The following is a 20,193-nucleotide window of genomic DNA, read 5'->3' as shown; positions in this document are numbered from 1 at the left end:
GACAGGCTAAGCAGGCCGGACGGCAATCCGTTGCGCAGAGGCATATAAAAAACATAGCTGGGGAGGGCTCGTTGTCAAACAAACGTTTGATTTTGGCGGCAGATCAAGGACTTGGCGAGGCGCCCTCAGCGTTCGCCGCTGCCGAGCTCACGGGGGAAGGGGTCGAGATAGTGCTGGCCGGCCACGTAGGCCTCGGGGTGACGGCGCAAATGATGGCGAAGCAGGGTCAGCGGCACCAGCAGGGGTTGCTCACCCCGGCGATAAGCCTGGATGCTGTCCTCCAGTTCCTGACGGTCACCGCCATCCAGTTGCTTTTTGAAAAAGCCTGCCAGGTGCATCAGCACATTGGCGTGATCCCGTCTTGAGGCATGCTTCGAAAGCGCCTGCATCAATTGACTCAGGTACTGTTCGGCCAGCGCCTGGATATCGCCCTTGCCGGCGCCGGCCACCAGCCGTCCAAGCTCGCGATAGGCCTGCTGGTCGTGGGCCAGAATCAGAAATTTATGCTGGGTATGGAACTGGACCAGGCTGCCGGCATCCAGGCCTTCGGCCTGCAGGCGGCGCCAGCGGTCATAAACGAAAACCCGCTCGATGAAATTGTCACGCAGATTGGGATCGTTGAGCCGCCCTTCCTCCTCCACCGGCAGGCAGGGATGGCGTGCCATCAGCGCTTCAGCGTAGAGCCCCCGGCCCTGACCGGTGGGCATGCCCTTGACGTCATAGACCTTGACCCGCTCCATGCCGCAGCTCGGCGACTTGGCCTTGAGGATGTAGCCGCTGATCTGCCCGTCCAGGTTCGCCGCCTGCTCACGCCCGTAAGCTCTCAGGGCATCGCTGAAATCCCTGGACGGATCATTCACCTGGCGGGCCTGCGGTGCGTCCGGGTCCCCCACCAGGCGGATCGGTGGGCGCGGCACCCCCATGCCGATGGCTACCTCCGGGCAGAAAGGCAGATAGCGAAAGTAACGGCCGAGAACCTGCTCAACGTAACGATGACGCTTGTGGCCACCGTTGTAGCGGACTTCCTCTCCCAGCAGGCAGGAACTGATGCCTACCGGAATACGACCGTCCTGCTCGGCACTGGCATCCAGGGTCTGCATGGCCTAGTCGGAGATGTCGAAGGACAGTACGCGGTCATTATCACTATCCACCACCAGCAGCTCTTCTCCATCGGAATAAACCGCTTCCGGTCGGGATAGACTGCGGGCATTCACCGGGCTGTTGTCGCCGGTGTTGTTGCGCTGATTGGAGCGCCGATCAGGCTGACCGAGCACCGCATCGGCCTGGACATGGTTGCGGCTGGGCCAGCGGTCGTAGATCAGGACCCGGTGATTGCCCCGGTCGGCCACGAAAAGACGGCTGCCATCCCACCAGACAGCGGTGGGAGCATTGAGACCGCGTTCCAGACCACCGGCGTTGGTGGTATTGCTATCCATGTCTTCCTGGCCAATGACACGATCGGCCGGCTCACCCTCCTCCGGGAAACTGTCCCAGAGCAATACCCGGTTGTTGAAACGATCGGCCACGGCCAGTCGATCCCCGTCGGTCCAGATACCGGCCGGTCCGGAAAGGCTGTCCGCCGAGGCTTGACCCTGACCCCGATTGGCGACGCAAGTGGATAGGTCCGGCTGACCGATCACGCCCCGGGCATCGGCACCGCTGGCATCACCGCGCTCGAACAGCAGCAGGCGGTTGTTCTCATAATCCGAAACCAGCAGACGGCTGCCGGGGGCGGCCACCCCCCAGGGAGAATCCATGGCATCCGCGTCGCATCCCGGCAGCAGGACCTCATCCCGAGTCGGTTGACCGAATACCCGGTCGGCATCCTGGGGCCCGCTGGTCGGTCGCTCGTTCCAGAGCAGCACCCGATGATTGGCCAGATCGGCAACCGCCAGGCCCCAGCTACCGGCGATCAGACCCACCGGCTCATGCAGGCCGGCCCGATCCCGGCCGCGGCCATCGTCACTCATGCCCGGCTGGCCAAGGACAAAATCCGCTGCTTCGTTATTGCGGTCCGGTGGACTGCCCCAGCCCAGCACCCGGTTGGCCCCGCTGTCGGCAATATAAAGGCGGCCACCGGAAACAATGACCCCGCCGGGATCAAGCAGAGTGTTGGCATCGGTGCTGCGATCCGACTCGACCACGGTCATGGAGCTTTGCCCAATGACATGCTGGGCCCGCTTCCAGGTCAGTGAGGCGCTCTCACCGTCACTGCCACCGCGGAGAATTTCATCCACATCGAAGGGACAGCCATTGGAGCCGGCCACCATGAAGGAGGCAAGCACGAGAATGAGGATTTTGAGTAGACGATTCATACCGAAATCATATCAAAGCCGGGGAGGGCCTGTCGGACAAAAAAAGGCCCTTCCCCTGCGGGAAGGGCCTGTCTCGGTCCTGATTTCTCAAGGCCCCGTGCCTAGCGACGATAGGCGCGGGGCAATTCATCGTCTTCCAGATTCATATAACGATCCCGCAGGCGGGTATGCCGGGTTTCCATGGACATCTCCCGACCCTTGATGATCACATGGTCCGGATAGCTGGTGACTTCCAGCGGATCCCCATCCCAGACCACCAAGTCGGCATCCAGGCCGGCCTCAATCCGCCCGACCCGGTCGTCGATCCCCCAGATCCGTGCCGGCTGCGACATGACCGCAGCCAAGGCGACCTCATGGGGCAGGCCGTGGGCCACAGCATTGCCGGCCGCCTGGGTGATGTTGCGGGCATTGTGGCTATCACCGGTGGCAAAGGCGAAGTCGACACCGGCTTCGTGCAGGCGTGCTGCATTCTCCAGCGTGGCCCCGAGAGATTCGAAACGACCGGGGAGGTTCTGCAGCGGATCAATCAGCACGGGCACATTGAGTGCCGCCAACTCATCGGCCACTTTCCAGGCCTCAGCACCGCCGCTGATCACCAGGCGGAGATCAAAATCCGTGGCCAGACGCAGGGCGGCGCGAATATCACTGGCCCGATGAACCTGGACGATGAAGGGCATGTCACCCTCAATCACCGGCTGCAGGGCCTCCAGGTCCAGCCGCCCCAGGGCGTAGTCGCGCCGTTCCCGCCGCTCGAAGGCACTCCGGTTGTCGGCGAAGTCACGGGCATCCTGCAGGGCTTCCCGTAGATGCAGCATGGCCGCGCCACGGGAACCGCCCGACAGCTGGGCACCGGTCTCGCCGAGACTGGCATACATGGCCGCCGGGCTGCGGGTGACATAATCACCCTCACCTCCCAGGTCAATGATCGCGCCACGCCCGGCGATCAGGGTGCCGCCGCTGCCATGACCGGGTGCCACCACGGCACGGGTGATCCCTTCCACCCGATTCACGGGAATCAGCATGGATGCCGGGTTAATGGCATCGGTGACATCAAAAGCGGCGGTGAAATGACGACCCGACACCGAGCTGTCATTACTGCCACTGACCGCACCGACTTCGACAATGCCGATCTGGCCATGGGCATCGATAATGCCGGGTGTGACGATCCGACCCTCGGCATCGATTCGGGTCACACCCGACGGTGCACTCAGGTCGCTTCCAACCGCCTCGATACGACCATCACGGACCAGGATGGTGGCCTCTTCGATGACCCCATCCTCACCCAGGGTGTGGACGGTGGCATTGGTGATGGCGAGACGCTCGGCCATGACGGGGCCAGCAGCCAGCCCCCATGCCGTCAGCAAAACTAGGGCAATGGATCTGAGCATCACTGATCTCCTTCAAACATGCCGAGGGTGAAATCCAGTTCCGGAAGGCGCAGGGGATCGTCCCGGTCATAGATCCGGGCCCCGTCGATGAACACCAAGCGGGTGCGGCTGTAGACACTGAAGGGATCACCATCCCAGAGCACCACATCGGCGTTCTTGCCCGGCTCCAGGGAGCCGGTGACCTCGTCGATGCCGAGAATGCGGGCGGCATTGAGGGTGATCCAGCGGATGGCCTGTTCACGGCTGACCGCCATGCCGGCCCGGTTGGCGGCCGCCATGGTCTTGGCCGCTTCCTGATTCAGGCGCTGAATGTCCTGGGCGGAGTCGGAATGCAGCACGGCACAGGCGCCCGCCGCTTCCACCAGGGGGATGTTCTCCCGGATGCCATCCCAGGCCTCCAGCTTGAAGCCCCACCAGTCGGACCACATGGCCGAACAGACGTCGGCCTCGGCAAGCCGGTCAGCGATCTTGTAGGACTCCACCGCATGATGAAAGGCAGTGATATGAAAACCGAATTCCTCGGCGATATCCATCCGATGGGTCATCTCATCGGCACGATAACAATGGTTATGCAGCAGGATTTCGTCGTTGAGGACACCGGCAATGGTCTCCATCGCCAGGTCACGCTTGGGCGCGTCCACATCCTCGCCATTGGCCTTCTTGCGCTTGTAGTCTTCCCAGCGGTCCAGATAATCCTGGGCGTCGATGAAGGCGCTGCGCACGAAAGCCTTGTTGCCCATGCGGGTATAGGGCTGGGAGTTTCTGCCCTGGCCGTAGACCCGCTTGGGGTTCTCGCCACAAGCCATCTTCAGCGCATGGGGGGCGCCCGGAAACTTCATGTCCTGGGCAGTGCGTCCCGGCACGTTCTTGATGGTCACCCCGCGCCCGCCAAAGATGTTGGCCGAACCGGGCAGGATCAGGGCGGTGGTCACCCCGCCTTCCAGGGCGCGGATGAATCCCGGGTCCTGGGGCCAGAGGCCGTGCTCGGCCCAGACATGGGCGGTGTTGGCGGAAACGATTTCGTTGCCATCGGCATGGGCCCAGTCACCCGGAGAGGGATAGACCCCAAGATGGGAGTGGCTATCGATGATCCCTGGGGTCAGCCAACCCCCATCGGCATCCACCACCCGGGCATCCTCGGGGGCCTCAATTTCGCTGCCGACCGCCTCGATACGGCCATCGCGCATCAGCAGGCTGCCATCGTCGATTCGCTCACCGGCGCCGGTAAGAATGGTGGCGTTGGTGATCAAGACCGTTTCCGATGGCAGCGGTCGGTAGGTGGATTCAAAACCGCCGGACAACACCGAAAACTCAAAATCATCCTCCGGTGCCGCCGGGGGCTCGGACTCGCCACAGGCTGCCAGACCGAGGGTCAATGCCCCCGTGGCCGCCAGCCATGTGATCTTGGACAGGATTCTGGCCATGCTTCCTCCTCGTCTATTGAAATGATCCGCAGCGCGCCATTGTGCTGCTGGACTGGTATCGGAAGCCTCTTGCGCGAGACTTCCGCCGTCCCCTTTGTGAATTCCCTTTCGGGCCGCCTTACGGCAAACCATTCAAGCTCTCAATAACCAAGGAACATCTGACTAATTCATTTGCACCCGCAGTTGGCGCTGAGAGCGTCTGATTCAAGGCGCATTGCGCAGCACAGTAGCCTCTGCGCTACGGGCAAGCAATGAATTAATCAGTGGTTCCCCAGCAGGAATGGATTCATCACAGGCCCCCGATATGGTTCAATCCCGTCTGGTGCTGCCGCAACACAATAACCGAAAACCGGGTGTCTGATGGAAACCGAATTCTTCGATATCGCCATTCTGCTCGCTCTCGCCGTCGGGATCGGGGGCCTGGCCATGCTCTTGCGCCAGCCCCTCATCGTAGCCTTTATCGCCGCGGGCATCATCGCCGGGCCGGCGGTAACCGGCCTGGTGCCTCATCCCGGTGATATCGAACTGCTGGCCGAACTCGGCATCGCCCTGTTGCTGTTCGTGGTGGGCCTGAAGCTGGACTTGTCCCTGATTCGCACCATGGGTCCGGTCGCTCTGGCCACCGGCATGGGCCAGGTCATCTTCACATCGGTGGTGGGCTATTTCATCGCCATCGCCCTTGGCATGTCACCGGTTACCGCGCTGTACGTTGCCGTGGCGCTGACCTTCTCCAGCACCATCATCATCGTCAAGCTGCTGTCCGATAAACGCGAGATCGACGCCCTACACGGCCGGATCGCCATCGGCTTTCTGATCGTTCAGGACATTGTGGTGGTGATGGTGATGATCGGGCTGTCGGCCTTTGGCGCCGGCACCGACACCGAAGGCCCCTGGATGGAAGCCCTCAGGGTTCTGGGCGCCGGCATCGTCATGCTGCTGGGGGTCGCCATCGCAATGCGCTATATCCTGCCGCGACTGATGGAGATGATCGCCCGCAATCGGGAATTGTTGGTCCTGTTTGGGATTGCCTGGGCGGTCACCCTGGCCGCGGTCGGCGATGCCATGGGTTTCAGCATGGAGGTCGGCGCCTTCCTGGCGGGCATCTCCCTGGCCTCCACCCGCTTCCGTGATGCGCTGGGTGCCCGTCTGACCACCGTGCGCGACTTCCTGCTCCTGTTCTTCTTCCTGCATCTGGGCTCGCAGCTCGAGCTGGACCTGCTGGGTGCACAGGTGGGACCAGCGCTGATCCTGTCGGCCTTCGTTCTGATCGGCAACCCCATCATCGTCATGATCATCATGGGTTTCATGGGCTATCGCAGCCGAACCGGCTTCCTGGCCGGCCTGACGGTGGCCCAGATCAGCGAGTTCTCCCTGATCCTGGCCGCCCTGGGCTACAGTCTCGGCCACATTACTGCCGAAACCGTGGGCCTGGTGACCCTGGTCGGCCTGATCACCATCGGTCTGTCCACCTATCTGATCATTTACTCTCATCCCATATACGACCGCATTGCCCCGTGGCTGCGGATTTTCGAGCGTGAGCGGATGCCGCAGCAGGACCAGGATAGCCAGAAGGAGGCGGCGGTCGATGTGATCGTTTGCGGCCTCGGCCGTTTTGGTTATGACCTGGCCATGAAACTGAGCGACCGGGACATCCAGGTACTGGGCGTGGATTTCGACCCGTCGGCAGTAGACGGACTGCTCGCAGAGGAAGTTCGGGCCTGCTACGGCGATGCCGAAGACCCGGAACTGGCCGAACGCCTGCCGCTGAGCCATGCCCGGATGGTCATCAGTACCATTCCGGATCCGGTCGCCAACCGGGCGCTGCTCGACAGCCTTCGCCATGGCGGCTTCCAGGGCCGGATCATGCTCACCGCCCATCACCCGGCGGATATCCGGGCGCTGGCTGATCTTCCGGAACATGAATTGCTGCTGCCCTTCCGGGATGCGGCCAGCAGGACAGCGGAACGGGTTGCCGAAGGCCTGCGATCGAAAGGCGGCTAGGCGTTTTCGCCTGCCGAGGCCGTGGTTTCGGCAGGCGCGGCCTCGTCGTCCAGCGCCTGACTGAAGGCACGGGCGTGCAGACGGGCGCGCCCGGCGGTTTTCACTGCCCGCCGGAGAATGCTGAAGTAATCCAGCCACTCACTCATCTGGCGACTGCTCATGCGCTTGGCGGCCCCGGCCGAGAGCAGCTCGGACTTGACCACCTGGTAACGCTCGTCAAAGACAGGGTCCAGTCCCGTTTCAGTGAGCCGCTCCGGCTTGAGGTCCCGAGCCAGGGCGGTCAACAAGGGGGCGGTGTCCGGGTCTTCCACCGGGCACCGGGAAGGCAGGCGGCGGGCCAGCTCATCCAGTTCCAGGGCGCGTTCGGACAATTCCTCCAGATAGCGCGTGGCCCTCAGCACCTGAGGCAGTGCCTCTTTTTGCCGCGACTTCATATCGTCGGCGCTCAAGCCCTGCAGGGCGTCGTTGATGCTGTCCAGCAGGGTTCGCAGATCCCCCTGAGTGCGGGTCAGTCGAGCCGGATCCGGCCGCTTGGCGGCAATGGCATCGTGAAAAAGGTGACTGGCGGCCACCAGGCTGCGGTTGAGCTCCCGATCCACCGCACGCAGGCCCAGGCTGGGTGTGCTCAACACGGCCTCGTCAAGGAACTGCGGCCGCGCCAGGCTACCGGCAACGGGGCGAAAGTAACGCCCCAGGGCGTCGACCATGAGACCGGTCAGAGGCCAGATGGCGGCCAGACCGATCAGCTTGCCAATGCTGTGGAAGAAGGCCAGCGACACGGCCATGGAGTGCCCCATGCCCACCGCAGCAGCCAGCCACTGGACCAAGCCTAGCAGGAACCCGAAGGCCAGGAACAGAATGGTCGCTTCCAGCAGGTTGAAGATCACATGGGAGGCGGCCACGCGACGGGCATTGGGGGTCGCGGCCAGGGATGCGAACACGGCGGTGGAAGTGGTGCCCAGGTTGGCGCCGATCATCATGGCCGCCGCCCCGGGCAGTCCCAGCAGGCCGCCGGAGGCCGCGGTAAGAATGACCGCCAGGGCGGCGCTGGAAGACTGCATGATAACGGTCATCACGAAACCGGCCAGCAAATGCAATAGCAGCAGGAGCACACCCTCGCTCTCCACCGCCGGAGTCAGCATGGGACCGGTCTCCCGGAACATGTCCGTCAGAACGTCCAGGCCAAGGAAGAAAATGCCGAAGCCGGCAATGGCATCCCCCATTGCCCGCCACTGGCCATAGCGGGCCAGGATGCGCAGGAACACGCCGACGCCAATGAAGGGCAGAGCGAAGGCCTTGAGGCTGAACTCCAAACCGACCACGCTCACCAGCCATGTGGTGGCGGTAGTACCCAGGTTGGCACCGTAGATCACCCCCACCGCCTGGCTCAGCCCGATGATCCCGGCGTTGACGAATCCAATGGTGGCAAAGATCACCGCGCTTGAGGACTGCACCAGGCTGGTGATCAGAGCGCCGGACGCCAGACCGCGAATCCGGCTGCGAGTGGCAAAACCGAGGATATGACGCAGGGCGTCGCCCGCCGCTACCTTCAGGCCCTCGGTCATCAGCCGCATGCCGAGCAGAAACAGCCCGATGCCGCCAATGAAATTGAGCACGAGGAAAAGATTCACATCCATGACTGCAATGATAGCCTGTGAGGAAGCCCTGTTTCAGAGTAGCCGAATGCCGAGAAGGCCCAGCCAGACTAGACATCGTCAGTGGATCCACCAGCTCATCGCCCTGGGCCGGCGCTGGGGCTGGCTTTTTGCCCTGCCGCTGCTGCTGATTGCAGCGCTGGCCCTGCAGCAGGAACAGCTCCATGTCTGGGCCCTGGCAGCCGGCCTCGTCTGCGGCGCGCTGAGTTTCAATCATGGCCGTCATTATTACCAGGGGGGAGAGGAAAGCCATTGGCTGCTGACCATCGCCTTCGCCTTTCTCGGCTGGCCCTTCCTGCAGCTTCTTGAGGCCAACGGTGCCGATCAGGCGCAACAGAGCTGGATCAGCCTGCAGTATTTTGCAGCGGTATTGGCAGTCTGGTTCAGTCGCGCCTGGATGGAGCAGCCTCCAGAGGGCTAAAGGGGAAAGCCGAATAAGAAAAACCCGCTTCCGGAGAAGCGGGTTTTTCTTATTCCTTAATGGCTTGTGAACGGCCGGCTCAGGCAGTCTCGCCGCGATAACGGCGGATGGCGACCGCTGCGGCAATGAATGCCACGCCCACCGCCAGACCAATCCAGAAAGCAGGCTCGGCAAACCCGGCCAGACCGGTGATCTCGGCGGCGGAGGCCTCCACATTCAGGTCGCCGGTGCGGAAACCAAAGTCCTGTTGCTGGGCGTTCTGGAAAGGCAGGGAGATATGATGCCCGATCATCTTCAGGAACTCCCTGGAACTGAGCGCCACCCACTCCACCAAGGCCACACCCAGGGGCGGGAGCACCGCCCACAGAAAGGCGGCCTTGCGGGCCCAGGCCGAGACCAGGAACAGCCAACCGAAGTAGGGCAGGAACCAGAGGCCAAGCAACCACATATCGCCCAGCATGCCGAACAATGCAGACAGGGCGGCCAGTGGCTGCAGATAATCGCCGAAACTCATGTCCGTACCCATGACGAGAATGGGCGCGAGTAACAAGCCAAGAACCTCCAGCGCCAGCCCCACCAGCAGCACAATTACCGGTGCCACCAGCAGGACCACCAACAACTTGGACAATACGGTCAGGGTGTCCGAGACCGGCAGCGACCGCCAAAACAGAATACTGCGGTCACGGCGTTCACTGTAGAGGCAGTCGAGGGCATAGAAGAACAACACGACCACCATGACGGCGTAAATCGTGAAGGCACTGGCCCGTGTCATGCCGTGGGCAACATCAAAGGCCCGGTCACCCGTCATCTGCGGCAAGACATGCTGATTGAATTGTTCCACCGCGGTGGGATTGCTCACCAGGCTGATGAAACCCCAGACCGAGGCCACCAGAAACAGTGCTGCGGTCACGGCAGGCGCAATCCACAGGGACTTGTGTTCCCACAGCTCGCGCCGGATGAGGCTGTACATGGCATGCAATTGATTCATGACTGCACCTCCCCGGCGGTTGCCGGACCCTTGCCCATCTTGGCAACGAAAATGTCGGCGATACCCGGATTATGGATCTCCCCCAGCTCCGCGAGCCGCTCCCGCGGCTGCTCCTCAAACAGGAACAGGTGACGACCCAGCAATTCCCGTTCATGCAGGGGATTCATCTCACGGGCCCTGTCGGCATCAGCCGGCTTGACCAGAACCTCGCTGAATCGTTTGGGTAACGTTTCCATTTCCTCATCAAGCACCAGCTTCCCTGCCTTGATGAACATGACATGGGTCAGAATTTTCTCGATCTCTTCCACCTGGTGGGTGGTAACGAGAATGGTGCGATCACCATCAAAGTAATCATTCAGAAGATGGTCATAGAAGGCCTTGCGATAGAGAATATCCAGACCCAGCGTGGGCTCGTCCAGAACCAGCAGACGGGCATCAATGGCCATGATCAGGGCCAGGTGCAACTGGGTGATCATGCCTTTGGAGAGCTGGCCGACCTTGCGATCGCGCCGAATCTCGGTTCGGGCGAGAAAGGCCTCGGCTCGTTCACGGTCAAAGCGGGGATGCACACCCTCGACGAAATCCAGGGCCTGCCAGACCTTGAGCCAGCGGGGCAGAACAGCCACATCGGCGATGAAACAGACATCGCGCATCAACTGATGCCGGGCCTGGCGAGGATCCTGGCCCATGACCTCCAGCTCCCCGTCAAAGCGGGTCAGGCCGAGAATGGCCTTGAGCGCGGTGGTCTTGCCGGCGCCATTGGGCCCGATCAGGCCGACAATGGAACCGGGCTGGATTTCGAAGTCCAGGCCACTCAGGGCCTCGGTCCGCCCATAATGCTTGCTCAGATTGCTTGCCTTGATGACGGCGCTCATGATTGTCGCTCCCTATTCCCCGCGGACAGCAGTTTCTCCGGATCCAGGCCGAGTCGCTCGATGCGCTCGAGAATCTGCGGCCATTCCTGCTCGAGAAACTGCTGACGTTCGGATTCGCGCAGACGGGATACGGCCCCATCGCGCACGAACATGCCTCGCCCCCGGCGCTTGTCCACCAATGCCTCGTCCTGCAGGGCCTGGTAGGCCTTGAGCACGGTGAGCGGATTGATCTGGTACTCGGTCGCCACATTGCGGACCGAGGGGAGGGCGTCACCCTCGGCGAGGACGCCCTCCAGGATCATGTCCACCACTCTGTCTCGAAGCTGGCGGTAGATCGGCTGATTGTCATTCCACTCTTGGTCCATGGTGCTGCCTCGGTTGGGGCCAGCCTTGCGGGCTCTACTGCCTTACATTAACGGTTACCGATGTACATCACCAGTCCACCGACCAGTCCATCCTCGTCTTCGATGGCTTCGCAGGGCTCGGAGTCCCCGTCACGCGGGGCTTCGGCCAGCTGTTCGCGGACTTGCACCTGATCCAGACGCGAGCCGCTCTCACGCAGACTTTCCATCAATTCAGCCGCCAACTGCGCCCGATCGACGCTCAGATCGCTGGCGAAAAGCTCACTCGGCGAGCTGCGCTCAAATTCAATCCCGGTGCCGGCAGCAGCGGGGACGGTGACCAAAACGCCCGTGGCCATAGCCAGGGCAGCAAACAGCGTTGTTGCGTTACGGATCGTCATTTTCCACCTCCTGGGGCATCTGCCCAGTTTGCTGTTGTAGTTAACTATAACACTCAATCGAAGAATTGCAAGGGGGCGGAAGAAGATTTTTTTGGGAAACCCCGGGTGGACGCAGCCCAGGACGAGAGCACGGGGCCGGTTCAGCGCGCCATTGCCGCTCCTGTTAGAATGGCGCGCCATCGGCAGGCCGGCCGCCGCCCGGGCGGCGGCCGGAGCGCCTGCGCAAGCCGAATCCAGTCCCAATCCATCCCAATTCGAGATTCAGGGAGCCAACCATGAAAAAACCGCTTCGCGTCACCATTACCGGCGCTGCCGGCCAGATCGGCTACGCCCTGGCCTTCCGCATCGCGTCCGGGGACATGCTCGGCAAGGATCAGCCGGTCATTCTCCAGCTGCTGGAGATCCCGCCCGCCATGGACGCCCTCAAGGGGGTCGCCATGGAGCTGGAGGACTGTGCATTCCCCCTGCTCCACGACATCGTCACCACCGATGACGCCAACGTGGGCTTCAAGGACACGGATTTCGCCCTGCTGGTGGGGGCCAAGCCCCGCGGGCCGGGAATGGAGCGCAAGGACCTGCTGAAGGAAAATGGCAAGATCTTCGGACCTCAGGGCAAGGCACTGAACGATCATGCCAGCCGCGACGTGAAGGTGCTGGTGGTTGGCAACCCGGCCAACACCAATGCCCTCATTGCCCAGGCCAACGCCCCGGATCTGGACCCGCGCAACTTCACCGCCATGACCCGCCTGGACCACAACCGGGCGCTGGCACAACTGGCCGAGAAGACGGGCAAGCACCACACCCGGATCGATGGCATGATCATCTGGGGTAACCACTCCGCCACCCAATACCCGGACATCGCCCACTGCAGCGTGGACGGCAAAGCCGCCCCGGAACTGGTGGACCAGGGCTGGTACCGGGATGATTTCATCCCCACGGTGCAGCAGCGTGGTGCCGCCATCATCAAGGCCCGGGGTGCCTCGTCTGCCGCGTCCGCGGCGTCGGCGGCCATCGATCATATCCGCGACTGGCATCTTGGCAGTGACGGCAAATGGGTGAGCATGGCCGTGCCCAGTGATGGCAGCTACGGCATCAAGGAAGGCGTCATCTACTCATTCCCGGTGACCTGCAAGAACGGCGACTACGAGATCGTCCAGGGTCTGGAAATCGATGCATTCAGCCGTGAGCGCATGACCCTGACCGAAGAGGAGCTGCGCGAGGAGCGCGAAGGCGTCAAGGAACTGCTGTAAGCGCCATTGCCCACGACAGGCCCCGGCGAGCCAATAGGCTCCGCCGGGGCTTTTTTGTTTCAGGCTCGGTTTCAGGCGGAATCGCGGCTACCCCCGAAAGCCTCTTGCAGGCGCGCAATGACGCGATCCGCCGACTCACCCGGCAATCTGCTCAGCATCTTGTGCAGGCGATCATAAAGGGCGCCTTCCATTCTTGAGCGCGCCTGGTCCGGCTCGGCCTCTGCCGTCGGGGGATGCACCATCACTGTTCCAGGCCCACGCTGACCGGCCTCGGACAGAGCCGCCTGAACGGACTGGTAAATGGCCTCCAGCTTTTCATCGGCGCTGTCCGAGGCAAGGTAAACCCCGGCCACCGGCGCCACTGTGGCCTGATGTTCGGCCGCGAACTTTGTTCCACCCAGGGTCTCGACCAAACGCTCCGCCAGGGCCTTGGCACCGCTGCGGTCATTATCCGGGCAGATCACGGCAAAGCGTGCTCCACCCAGGCGGGCGACCACATCCTCCTCCCGAAGGCTGTCCTGCAAGACAGCACCGACCTCCCGCAGGACATCGGCAGCCACCCGTTTTCCACGCCGCTTGACCAGAGCCTCGAAATCCATCAAATCGACACGAAGCAGAGCCAGGGGATAGCCATGTCTTAAACAGTGGGCCCGGGCTTCACGCAAGCGCTTTTCGAAATAGCGGGCGTTACCCAGTCCGGTGACGGAATCCTCGACATTACTGGCTTCCAGTTCCCGTGCCCTGCGCCGCATTCGGTCATGACTGGCATGCGCACGGGCACGAGCCAACAGTTGGGTGCGGTCAAATGGCTTGGTGATGAAATCCGTCGCCCCCTTCTCAAGGGCCTTGTCGCGAGCTGACTCTTCATCATTGCCGGTCACGATAATCACCGGCAGTGCCTGGAGCAGGCTATCCTCGCTGGACCGAATTCGCTCCAGCAGTTGATAGCCATCCATGCCGGGCATGCCTACATCCGAGAACAGCGCAAGGATATCCCGCTCCTTGGACAAGCGTTCCCATGCGGCAACCCCATCCGGCTCCACCACCAGTTCAAACTCTGGCTCGAGAATCTTCTTGGCCGACAGGCGCATGACCTTGGAATCGTCTGCCACCAGCAATTTGGGTCTGGCCTCGGCGTTGTCGCTCATAATTCTCCCAGGGTAGGTTTCATGACCACTCGGGCCCATTGCGCCTGTAAAAGTATCGCCAGCAACATAGCGGCGGGCTTTCCTACATCTATCAGGACAACTATAGTGGACCGTATCGAAATCGTCACCGGCAACTGACCCTGGCCCCTCCACGCCGAGGGCCGCCAGGAAGCGATCATCAAGCGCACTACCACCGCCATTTCATTGGGACCAAGCACCCAATGACTGAATCGGGAGAAGAACCTTGCTCACCTTGATCACTGTCCTCGTCCTACTTTTATTCGTCGCCTTGATGCTTTATCGGGGGGCAAGCCTGGGCGCCACCACCCTGGGCATCGGCATCGTTCTGGCGGCCTCCACCGGGGTTAGGCTGCTGGACACCGAACCCGGCGTCGGCAGCGGCATTGTCTGGGGAATCTTTTTCCTGCTGGCGCTGGTACTGAATGTTCGCCCCCTGCGTCGCGGGCTGATCAGCAAACCGGCCCTCAAGGCCTTCCGCAAGGTCATGCCGGAAATGTCCGACACCGAACGCGAAGCGCTGGAGGCCGGGACGGTCTGGTGGGAAGGCGAATTGTTCTCCGGCCGCCCGGACTGGGACAAACTGGTGGGCGCTCCTGCCGGCAAGCTGAGCGAAGAGGAACAGGCCTTTCTTGATGGGCCGGTGAATGAGCTCTGCGCGATGCTGGATGAGTGGCGCATTACCCATGAATGGGCCGACCTGCCCCATGAGGCCTGGGATTTCATTAAACGCAATGGCTTTTTCGCCATGATCATTCCCAAGGCCTATGGTGGGCTGGAGTTTTCCGCCCTGGCCCAGTCGGAGGTACTGAGCCGGGTAGCGGGCCACAGCCCCACCGCAGCCTCCATCATCGCCGTGCCCAATTCCCTGGGCCCGGGCGAGTTGCTGGAAAAATACGGCACTCAGGAACAGAAGGATCATTATCTGCCGCGCCTGGCCAAGGGTGATGAAATCCCCTGTTTCGGTCTGACCGGTCCCCGCAATGGATCCGATGCGGCCTCCCTGACCGACAGCGGTATCGTCTGCAAGGGCCAGTGGCAAGGCGAGGAAATCGTCGGCATCCGTCTCAACTGGCAGAAGCGCTACATCACCCTGGCACCGGTGGCCACGGTCCTGGGCCTGGCCTTTCGGCTGTATGACCCGGAGCACTTGCTGGGCGAGACCGAAGACCATGGCATCACCGCCGCGCTGATCCCCACCGACTTGCCGGGGGTGAGCACCGGGCGCCGACATTTCCCCCTCAACATCCCCTTTCAGAACGGGCCCACCGAAGGCGAGGATGTGTTCATTCCCCTGGACTACATCATCGGCGGGCCGAAGATGGCCGGACAGGGTTGGCGCATGCTGATGGAATGCCTGTCGGCCGGCCGTGCCATTTCCCTGCCGTCCAACACCACCGGCGCCGCCCTGGCCGGGATCGCTTCAACCGGAGCCTACGCCCGCGTTCGGCGACAGTTCGGCATGCCCATCGGTCGCTTTGAAGGGATCGAGGAAGTGCTGGCCCGAATGGGCGGCCTGGGCTGGACCATGGACGCCGCCCGTCGGGTAACGGCAGCTGCCATCGACCAGGGTGAAGAGCCCCCGGTGGCCGGCGCCATCCTCAAATACCATGTCACCGAAATGGCCCGCATCGTCGGCAACGATGCCATGGATGTTCAGGCCGGCAAGGGGATCTGCATGGGTCCGCGCAACACCCTCGCCCGTGGCTATCAGAGCATCCCCATCGCGATCACCGTGGAAGGGGCCAACATCCTGACCCGCAACATGATCATCTTTGGACAGGGTGCGATCCGCTGTCACCCCTGGGTGTTGCCACAAATTCATGCCACCCGTGAGCAAGACCAGGCCAAGGCCGTCCGTGACTATGACCAGGCCCTGTTCGGCCACCTGGGCTTCACCATGGGTAACGCCGTACGGGCGCTGTGGCTCGGCATTACCCGTGGCCGGGGCACAGCGGCGCCCGAAGGCCCCACCCGTCGCTATTACCAGCATCTAAGTCGCTTCAGCGCGGCCTTCGGGCTGATGGCCGATTTCTCCATGCTGACCCTGGGCGGCTCCCTCAAGAAGCGGGAGCGGATTTCCGCCCGCCTCGGCGACATGCTCAGCTATATGTACCTGGCCTCCATGGTCCTCAAGCGTTATGAAGACCTGGGCCGCCCCAAGGAAGACCTGCCCTTCGTGGAATGGGCCTGCCGTGATCTGATCTACAAACTGCAGGAACAGCTCCACGGCCTGCTGCGCAATTTCCCGGGCAAGCTGACCCCGCGTCTGTTACGAGCCCTGGTCTTCCCGCGTGGCCGCAGTTTTTCCAGTCCCAGCGATGCCCTGGGTCATGCCATCGCCAAGCGTCTGATCAGTGACCACCCCAGTCGGGACCGGCTGACGGAAATCGTGTATCGCAGCGACAAGAACAGTGCCATCGCTGTGCTGGAACGTGCCCTGGGCATGGCCGAGCGTTTCGAGCCGCTGGACCGCCGGGTTCGAGAGGCAGTCCGCGAAGGCCGCATCACCCACGCCACGACCGCCGACCAGTATCGCCAGGCCGGGGAGCTGGACATCCTGGATCAGGAAGAGCTTGAATTCATGCTCCGCTACGATGAGATGGTCAGCGAGATCATCGCCGTGGATGACTTCGAGGGTGAAGAACTGGCCGTGAACCCCTTACCAGGGATACCGGCACATGGCACCGGGCGAGATGGCTGAGATCACCCATGCGCGAAGAATGGGGGGAGCTGGAATCAAAAGGCGGGGAGCTGATCTACGAAGTCAATCTGGAGATCAGCCCCCGTCAAAAGGCAGCCTTTGACGACTGGCTCAGTGGCCATGTCCAGGCCCTGCTGGAACAGCCCGGCTTTCTCTCCGCCCGTATTCTTCGCAACGACGAACAAGCCGAAGATCGCTGGGCCCGGCGGACGGTCAGCTATCGCCTGCGTGATCGTCAGGCGCTGGATGATTACATTGCCGGCCCGGCCGAGGCCATGCGCGCCGACGGCCTGTGCCGTTTCGGGGGAAGCATGCGCGCCAGCCGCCGCACACTGCGGCTTGTAGCCGAAATCAGCGCCCTGGGCAACTGCGAGAACTGCCATGGGGTGTTATTTGACCGCCACTGTCAGCGCTGCGGCCAGAAGATTGACGCCCCCCATCCGCCGCCCGCCTGAGCTCCCTCCACGCCCGAGCTGGCTTTTGGGATTACAGCGAGGGAGCTTACTGATCTAGCTGGCCCCGAAACACCCTAGCTCTCCCTTACTTGCTCCTCATCCGACTCCGTACGCGGATCCATCTCCGAGATAAGGGTTGAGCCGGTGCGGGGCATGGCCACGAAGGGTTCCTGATCCTCCACCGCGACGGCTGCCGGCTTGCGCCGCACGGCGATCAGGGTGGCAGCGACAGCGCAAACCACACTCATGAAGAAGAACAGACCTTCCGGGCCAAGGACGGCCATGAACAAGGCACCCAGTAGCGGTCCCAGCGTCGCCCCCACGCCATAGGTCTTGATCAGCGTGGCACTGGTGGAAACCAGTTGATGCTGACTGACGTAGTCGGTGACATGGGCCACCGAGACCGGATAAATGGTAGCCCCCACCCCACCGAACAAGCCAGCCAGCAGCAAGAGCGGCACCATCCCCGTCTGGCCAAGCAGGGCCAGTGCGAGGGTAAGCAAAGCCACCAATGCCAGCAGCAGGGTGAGCACGTTCAGGCGATCATAAAAGTCCGACAGGTGCCCCACAGGCCACTGCAAGACCAGGCCGGAAAGCACGGCCACGCCCATCAACAATGAAATACCCGCGGTATCCAAACCGATATTGGTGGCATACACAGCACCCAGCGCATAGAAGGCACCGAAGACAAGGCCGGCGACCAGACAGCCGCCCACACCAAAAGGTGCCAGGCGGGCCAGATGCCGGAGTCGGGTGCGACTGCCCTCCGGCGCCTGGGGATGGACCGTTCGACTCAAGGCAATGGGGACCAGGCAAAGCGCAAACAACAGCCCGGCGATGAGATAGAGCTCCAGGCCTTCCACATCGGCCAGGTTGAGCAGGAACTGGCCCAGCCCCAGACCAAGGAAGCTGATCACCATGTAGAAGGAGAAAACACGGCCCCGGATGCCCGGCTCGGCCCGTTCGTTGAGCCAGCTCTCAATGACGATGAACATCCCCATCATGGTGGCGCCATTGATCAGGCGCAGCAGAAACCATAACCAGGGATTGATGGTCAGCCCGTGAACCATGATGGCGGCACAACTAAGGGCGGCAAAGGCGGCAAAGGACCGGATGTGACCCACCTGGCGAATGATGCGGTAGGAGATCACCCCGCCCAGCATCATGCCCGCGTAGAAGCCCCCCATGATGATCCCAATAACGGGGTCGGGAAGCCCCTCCAGGCCCATTTTCAGACTGAGCAGCGTACCCAGCAGGCCACTGCCCAGAAGCAGGAGGAAGGTAGAGAACAGGAGGGCGGCCAATGACAACAGGGTGTGGCGCACAGCGAACTAGACTCCCTTGCCAGCGGATGGACGGGCAATGACTCGAGACTGACGGAAAAGCAGGTGTTGCTGCAAAGGCCATGCGCCCACAGGGGGTATCCCCCCCTGTGGGCGCCTAGTGGATACCCGTGTGGATCGGATCCCAGCCGTCCGGCCCGCCGACTTGCGGTCGGTGCAAGGGCTGGACTTCCCGGGCCAGACGGCCGGCCTCGGCGTCGCACTGGCCGGTCTCCAGGAAGTGCAGGGCTTCAGCCAGGCTGGACTCCTCTTCATCGCCCAACGGCAGCGCCAGATCATCCGCAGCCTCGCAGGTGGCCGGGAGGCCATCAAAGTAATCGCCTTCGTCGAGGGCATTCAGGGTGGCAAAGGCCGTCGGGAACATGATGAGGTCACAAATCTCGAAGCCATAAGAGCCAACCGGCTTGCCAAAGGTCCGTGACCCGATAATCTCAACGTCGATAAAGGGCCTCAGACCGTTGACCACCAGTTCACTGGCCGAGGCAGTCCGTTCGGTGGCAATGACCAGCAGGCGGTCCAGCCCCAACGCACCAATCTCTTCACCAAAACGTCGAATCCTGTTCTGGTCGGTTCGGGCTTCATTGTGGACCAACTGTACGAAGATCTCGTCCTGAACCGCGTCGCCGGCAATCTGAGACGCCAACTGCTCCGCCACCGCAATCCGCCCGCCGCCGTTGTAGCGCATATCGATGATCAGTTCATCGACAGCCTCTTCGGAGAGCTCGGCAAAGACATCGTCAAAGCGATCGGCTGCGGGCACGATGAAGTTGCGGAAATGAAAGTAGGCCACACGCCGGTCATCAGACAAATCGAAGAAATTCAGCCTTACCACCGGGTCGACGACGAACTCCACCTTCTCAAGGCTGACGCTGTATTGCTCTTCGCCATCAGCCCGTTCCATGTCCAGCTCGACAAGCACGCCTTCCTCTTCCGGCCCCATAGCGCTGCCCAACTGTCCGGTATTGAACAGCTCTTGCACACTGCGGCCATTTATCTGCAACACTCGATCCCCGCGGCGCACATCCGCCTGATCGGCGGGCGCATCGGCAAATACATCCACCACCCGATAGTCGTCGGGGGCATTCATCAGGGCCAACTGCACACCAATACCAATCCGTCGGCCCTCTTCGGTGAAATTGAGCGTGGTTTCCCGTTCACTGATAAAGGAAAAACGGTCCGGCGGATCGACCTGCAAGGCCGCCAGCATTTCCCGAGGGGAGGAAAAATCATTGGGGTCGCGATCGGGCATCTGGTCCACGTAGAGGTACCAGAATTCCATGATGCTCTTTACGGAGCGGTTCTGACCCTGAACCGAACAGGCCAACTGGGACTGGGCCTTGCTGAAGGCCTGGGACTGCTGCTCATTGATGTCATCCAGACAGGCGCTAATGAACAACCCGGACAGCAGAATCAGGCCAATAACGGCGCCTCGCTTCAGCCTGTGAATTGATTCGCTCATTACATTT

17 protein-coding genes are annotated in these 20,193 nt (G+C 62.0%); 5 read left to right on the top strand and 12 right to left on the bottom strand.

Annotated elements, in window-relative coordinates; translation table 11 throughout:
* Positions 1–125 precede the first annotated feature (125 nt).
* The 4 genes from VCB98_RS08635 to VCB98_RS08620 all read right to left on the bottom strand — a co-directional run bounded on the left by VCB98_RS08635 (position 126) and on the right by VCB98_RS08620 (position 5,127).
* Positions 126–1,100 (bottom strand): YbgA family protein, encoded by a 975-nt coding sequence (locus VCB98_RS08635; protein ID WP_346051748.1) that lies wholly within the window; start codon positions 1,098–1,100, stop codon positions 126–128.
* Positions 1,101–1,103: 3 nt separating this feature from the next.
* A complete protein-coding gene (locus VCB98_RS08630; protein WP_346051746.1) occupies positions 1,104–2,315 on the bottom strand; it encodes an NHL repeat-containing protein in 1,212 nt (403 codons plus the stop codon).
* Positions 2,316–2,416: 101 nt separating this feature from the next.
* Positions 2,417–3,703, bottom strand: a complete 1,287-nt coding sequence (locus VCB98_RS08625; RefSeq protein ID WP_346051744.1) for an amidohydrolase family protein — start codon at positions 3,701–3,703, stop codon at positions 2,417–2,419.
* A complete protein-coding gene (locus VCB98_RS08620; protein ID WP_346051742.1) occupies positions 3,703–5,127 on the bottom strand; it encodes an amidohydrolase in 1,425 nt (474 codons plus the stop codon). Before VCB98_RS08620 ends, VCB98_RS08625 begins: the two co-directional genes overlap by 1 nt.
* A gap of 360 nt (positions 5,128–5,487) precedes the next feature.
* On the opposite strand from VCB98_RS08620, the gene VCB98_RS08615 reads away from it, so the two are divergent.
* Positions 5,488–7,128 carry a cation:proton antiporter gene (locus tag VCB98_RS08615; protein ID WP_346051740.1) on the top strand — a complete coding sequence of 547 codons (1,641 nt, stop codon included), beginning with the start codon at positions 5,488–5,490 and terminating at the stop codon, positions 7,126–7,128.
* On the opposite strand, the gene VCB98_RS08610 is transcribed toward VCB98_RS08615, so the two are convergent.
* Positions 7,125–8,759 carry a Na/Pi cotransporter family protein gene (locus tag VCB98_RS08610; protein WP_346051738.1) on the bottom strand — a complete coding sequence of 545 codons (1,635 nt, stop codon included), beginning with the start codon at positions 8,757–8,759 and terminating at the stop codon, positions 7,125–7,127. The two genes, VCB98_RS08615 and VCB98_RS08610, sit on opposite strands and share 4 nt — an antisense overlap.
* A gap of 4 nt (positions 8,760–8,763) precedes the next feature.
* On the opposite strand from VCB98_RS08610, the gene VCB98_RS08605 reads away from it, so the two are divergent.
* Positions 8,764–9,204: a hypothetical protein gene (locus tag VCB98_RS08605; RefSeq protein WP_346051736.1), complete on the top strand. Its 441-nt coding sequence runs from the start codon at positions 8,764–8,766 to the stop codon at positions 9,202–9,204.
* Between the two features lie 79 nt (positions 9,205–9,283).
* Here the strand turns inward: VCB98_RS08605 and VCB98_RS08600 are convergent, their stop codons facing one another.
* Genes VCB98_RS08600 through VCB98_RS08585 form a run of 4 tightly spaced genes read right to left on the bottom strand, consistent with a single transcriptional unit; the run spans position 9,284 to position 11,809 of the window.
* Positions 9,284–10,192 carry a hypothetical protein gene (locus VCB98_RS08600; RefSeq protein WP_346051734.1) on the bottom strand — a complete coding sequence of 303 codons (909 nt, stop codon included), beginning with the start codon at positions 10,190–10,192 and terminating at the stop codon, positions 9,284–9,286.
* Positions 10,189–11,067 (bottom strand): ABC transporter ATP-binding protein, encoded by an 879-nt coding sequence (locus tag VCB98_RS08595; RefSeq protein WP_346051732.1) that lies wholly within the window; start codon positions 11,065–11,067, stop codon positions 10,189–10,191. The genes VCB98_RS08600 and VCB98_RS08595 overlap by 4 nt, the downstream gene beginning before the upstream one ends.
* The gene (locus VCB98_RS08590; protein ID WP_346051730.1) at positions 11,064–11,432 is read right to left on the bottom strand and encodes a GntR family transcriptional regulator; all 369 of its coding nucleotides are present in this window, start codon (positions 11,430–11,432) and stop codon (positions 11,064–11,066) included. Before VCB98_RS08590 ends, VCB98_RS08595 begins: the two co-directional genes overlap by 4 nt.
* A 47-nt stretch (positions 11,433–11,479) precedes the next feature.
* Positions 11,480–11,809 (bottom strand): hypothetical protein, encoded by a 330-nt coding sequence (locus VCB98_RS08585; RefSeq protein WP_346051728.1) that lies wholly within the window; start codon positions 11,807–11,809, stop codon positions 11,480–11,482.
* A gap of 275 nt (positions 11,810–12,084) precedes the next feature.
* Between VCB98_RS08585 and VCB98_RS08580 the strand changes: the two genes are divergently transcribed.
* Positions 12,085–13,059, top strand: coding sequence for a malate dehydrogenase (locus VCB98_RS08580; RefSeq protein ID WP_346051726.1), 975 nt, complete (start codon positions 12,085–12,087; stop codon positions 13,057–13,059).
* A gap of 71 nt (positions 13,060–13,130) precedes the next feature.
* Here the strand turns inward: VCB98_RS08580 and VCB98_RS08575 are convergent, their stop codons facing one another.
* The gene (locus VCB98_RS08575) at positions 13,131–14,207 is read right to left on the bottom strand and encodes a GGDEF domain-containing protein (RefSeq protein ID WP_346051724.1); all 1,077 of its coding nucleotides are present in this window, start codon (positions 14,205–14,207) and stop codon (positions 13,131–13,133) included.
* Positions 14,208–14,451: 244 nt separating this feature from the next.
* On the opposite strand from VCB98_RS08575, the gene VCB98_RS08570 reads away from it, so the two are divergent.
* Positions 14,452–16,929 carry an acyl-CoA dehydrogenase gene (locus VCB98_RS08570; RefSeq protein ID WP_346051723.1) on the top strand — a complete coding sequence of 826 codons (2,478 nt, stop codon included), beginning with the start codon at positions 14,452–14,454 and terminating at the stop codon, positions 16,927–16,929.
* Positions 16,930–16,937: 8 nt separating this feature from the next.
* Complete coding sequence (locus VCB98_RS08565; protein ID WP_346051720.1) at positions 16,938–17,384, top strand: DUF4286 family protein; 447 nt, start codon at positions 16,938–16,940, stop codon at positions 17,382–17,384.
* A gap of 74 nt (positions 17,385–17,458) precedes the next feature.
* On the opposite strand, the gene VCB98_RS08560 is transcribed toward VCB98_RS08565, so the two are convergent.
* The gene (locus VCB98_RS08560) at positions 17,459–18,709 is read right to left on the bottom strand and encodes an MFS transporter (RefSeq protein ID WP_346051718.1); all 1,251 of its coding nucleotides are present in this window, start codon (positions 18,707–18,709) and stop codon (positions 17,459–17,461) included.
* Between the two features lie 115 nt (positions 18,710–18,824).
* On the bottom strand, positions 18,825–20,186 hold the full coding sequence (locus VCB98_RS08555) for a S41 family peptidase (protein ID WP_346051716.1): 1,362 nt from the start codon (positions 20,184–20,186) through the stop codon (positions 18,825–18,827).
* Between the last annotated feature and the right edge of the window lie 7 nt (positions 20,187–20,193).

The organism is Natronospira elongata (assembly GCF_034931365.1).
Lineage (GTDB): Bacteria > Pseudomonadota > Gammaproteobacteria > Natronospirales > Natronospiraceae > Natronospira > Natronospira elongata.
Note: the sequence above shows the minus strand (reverse complement) of the source record. Positions and strands in the feature narration are given on the sequence as shown.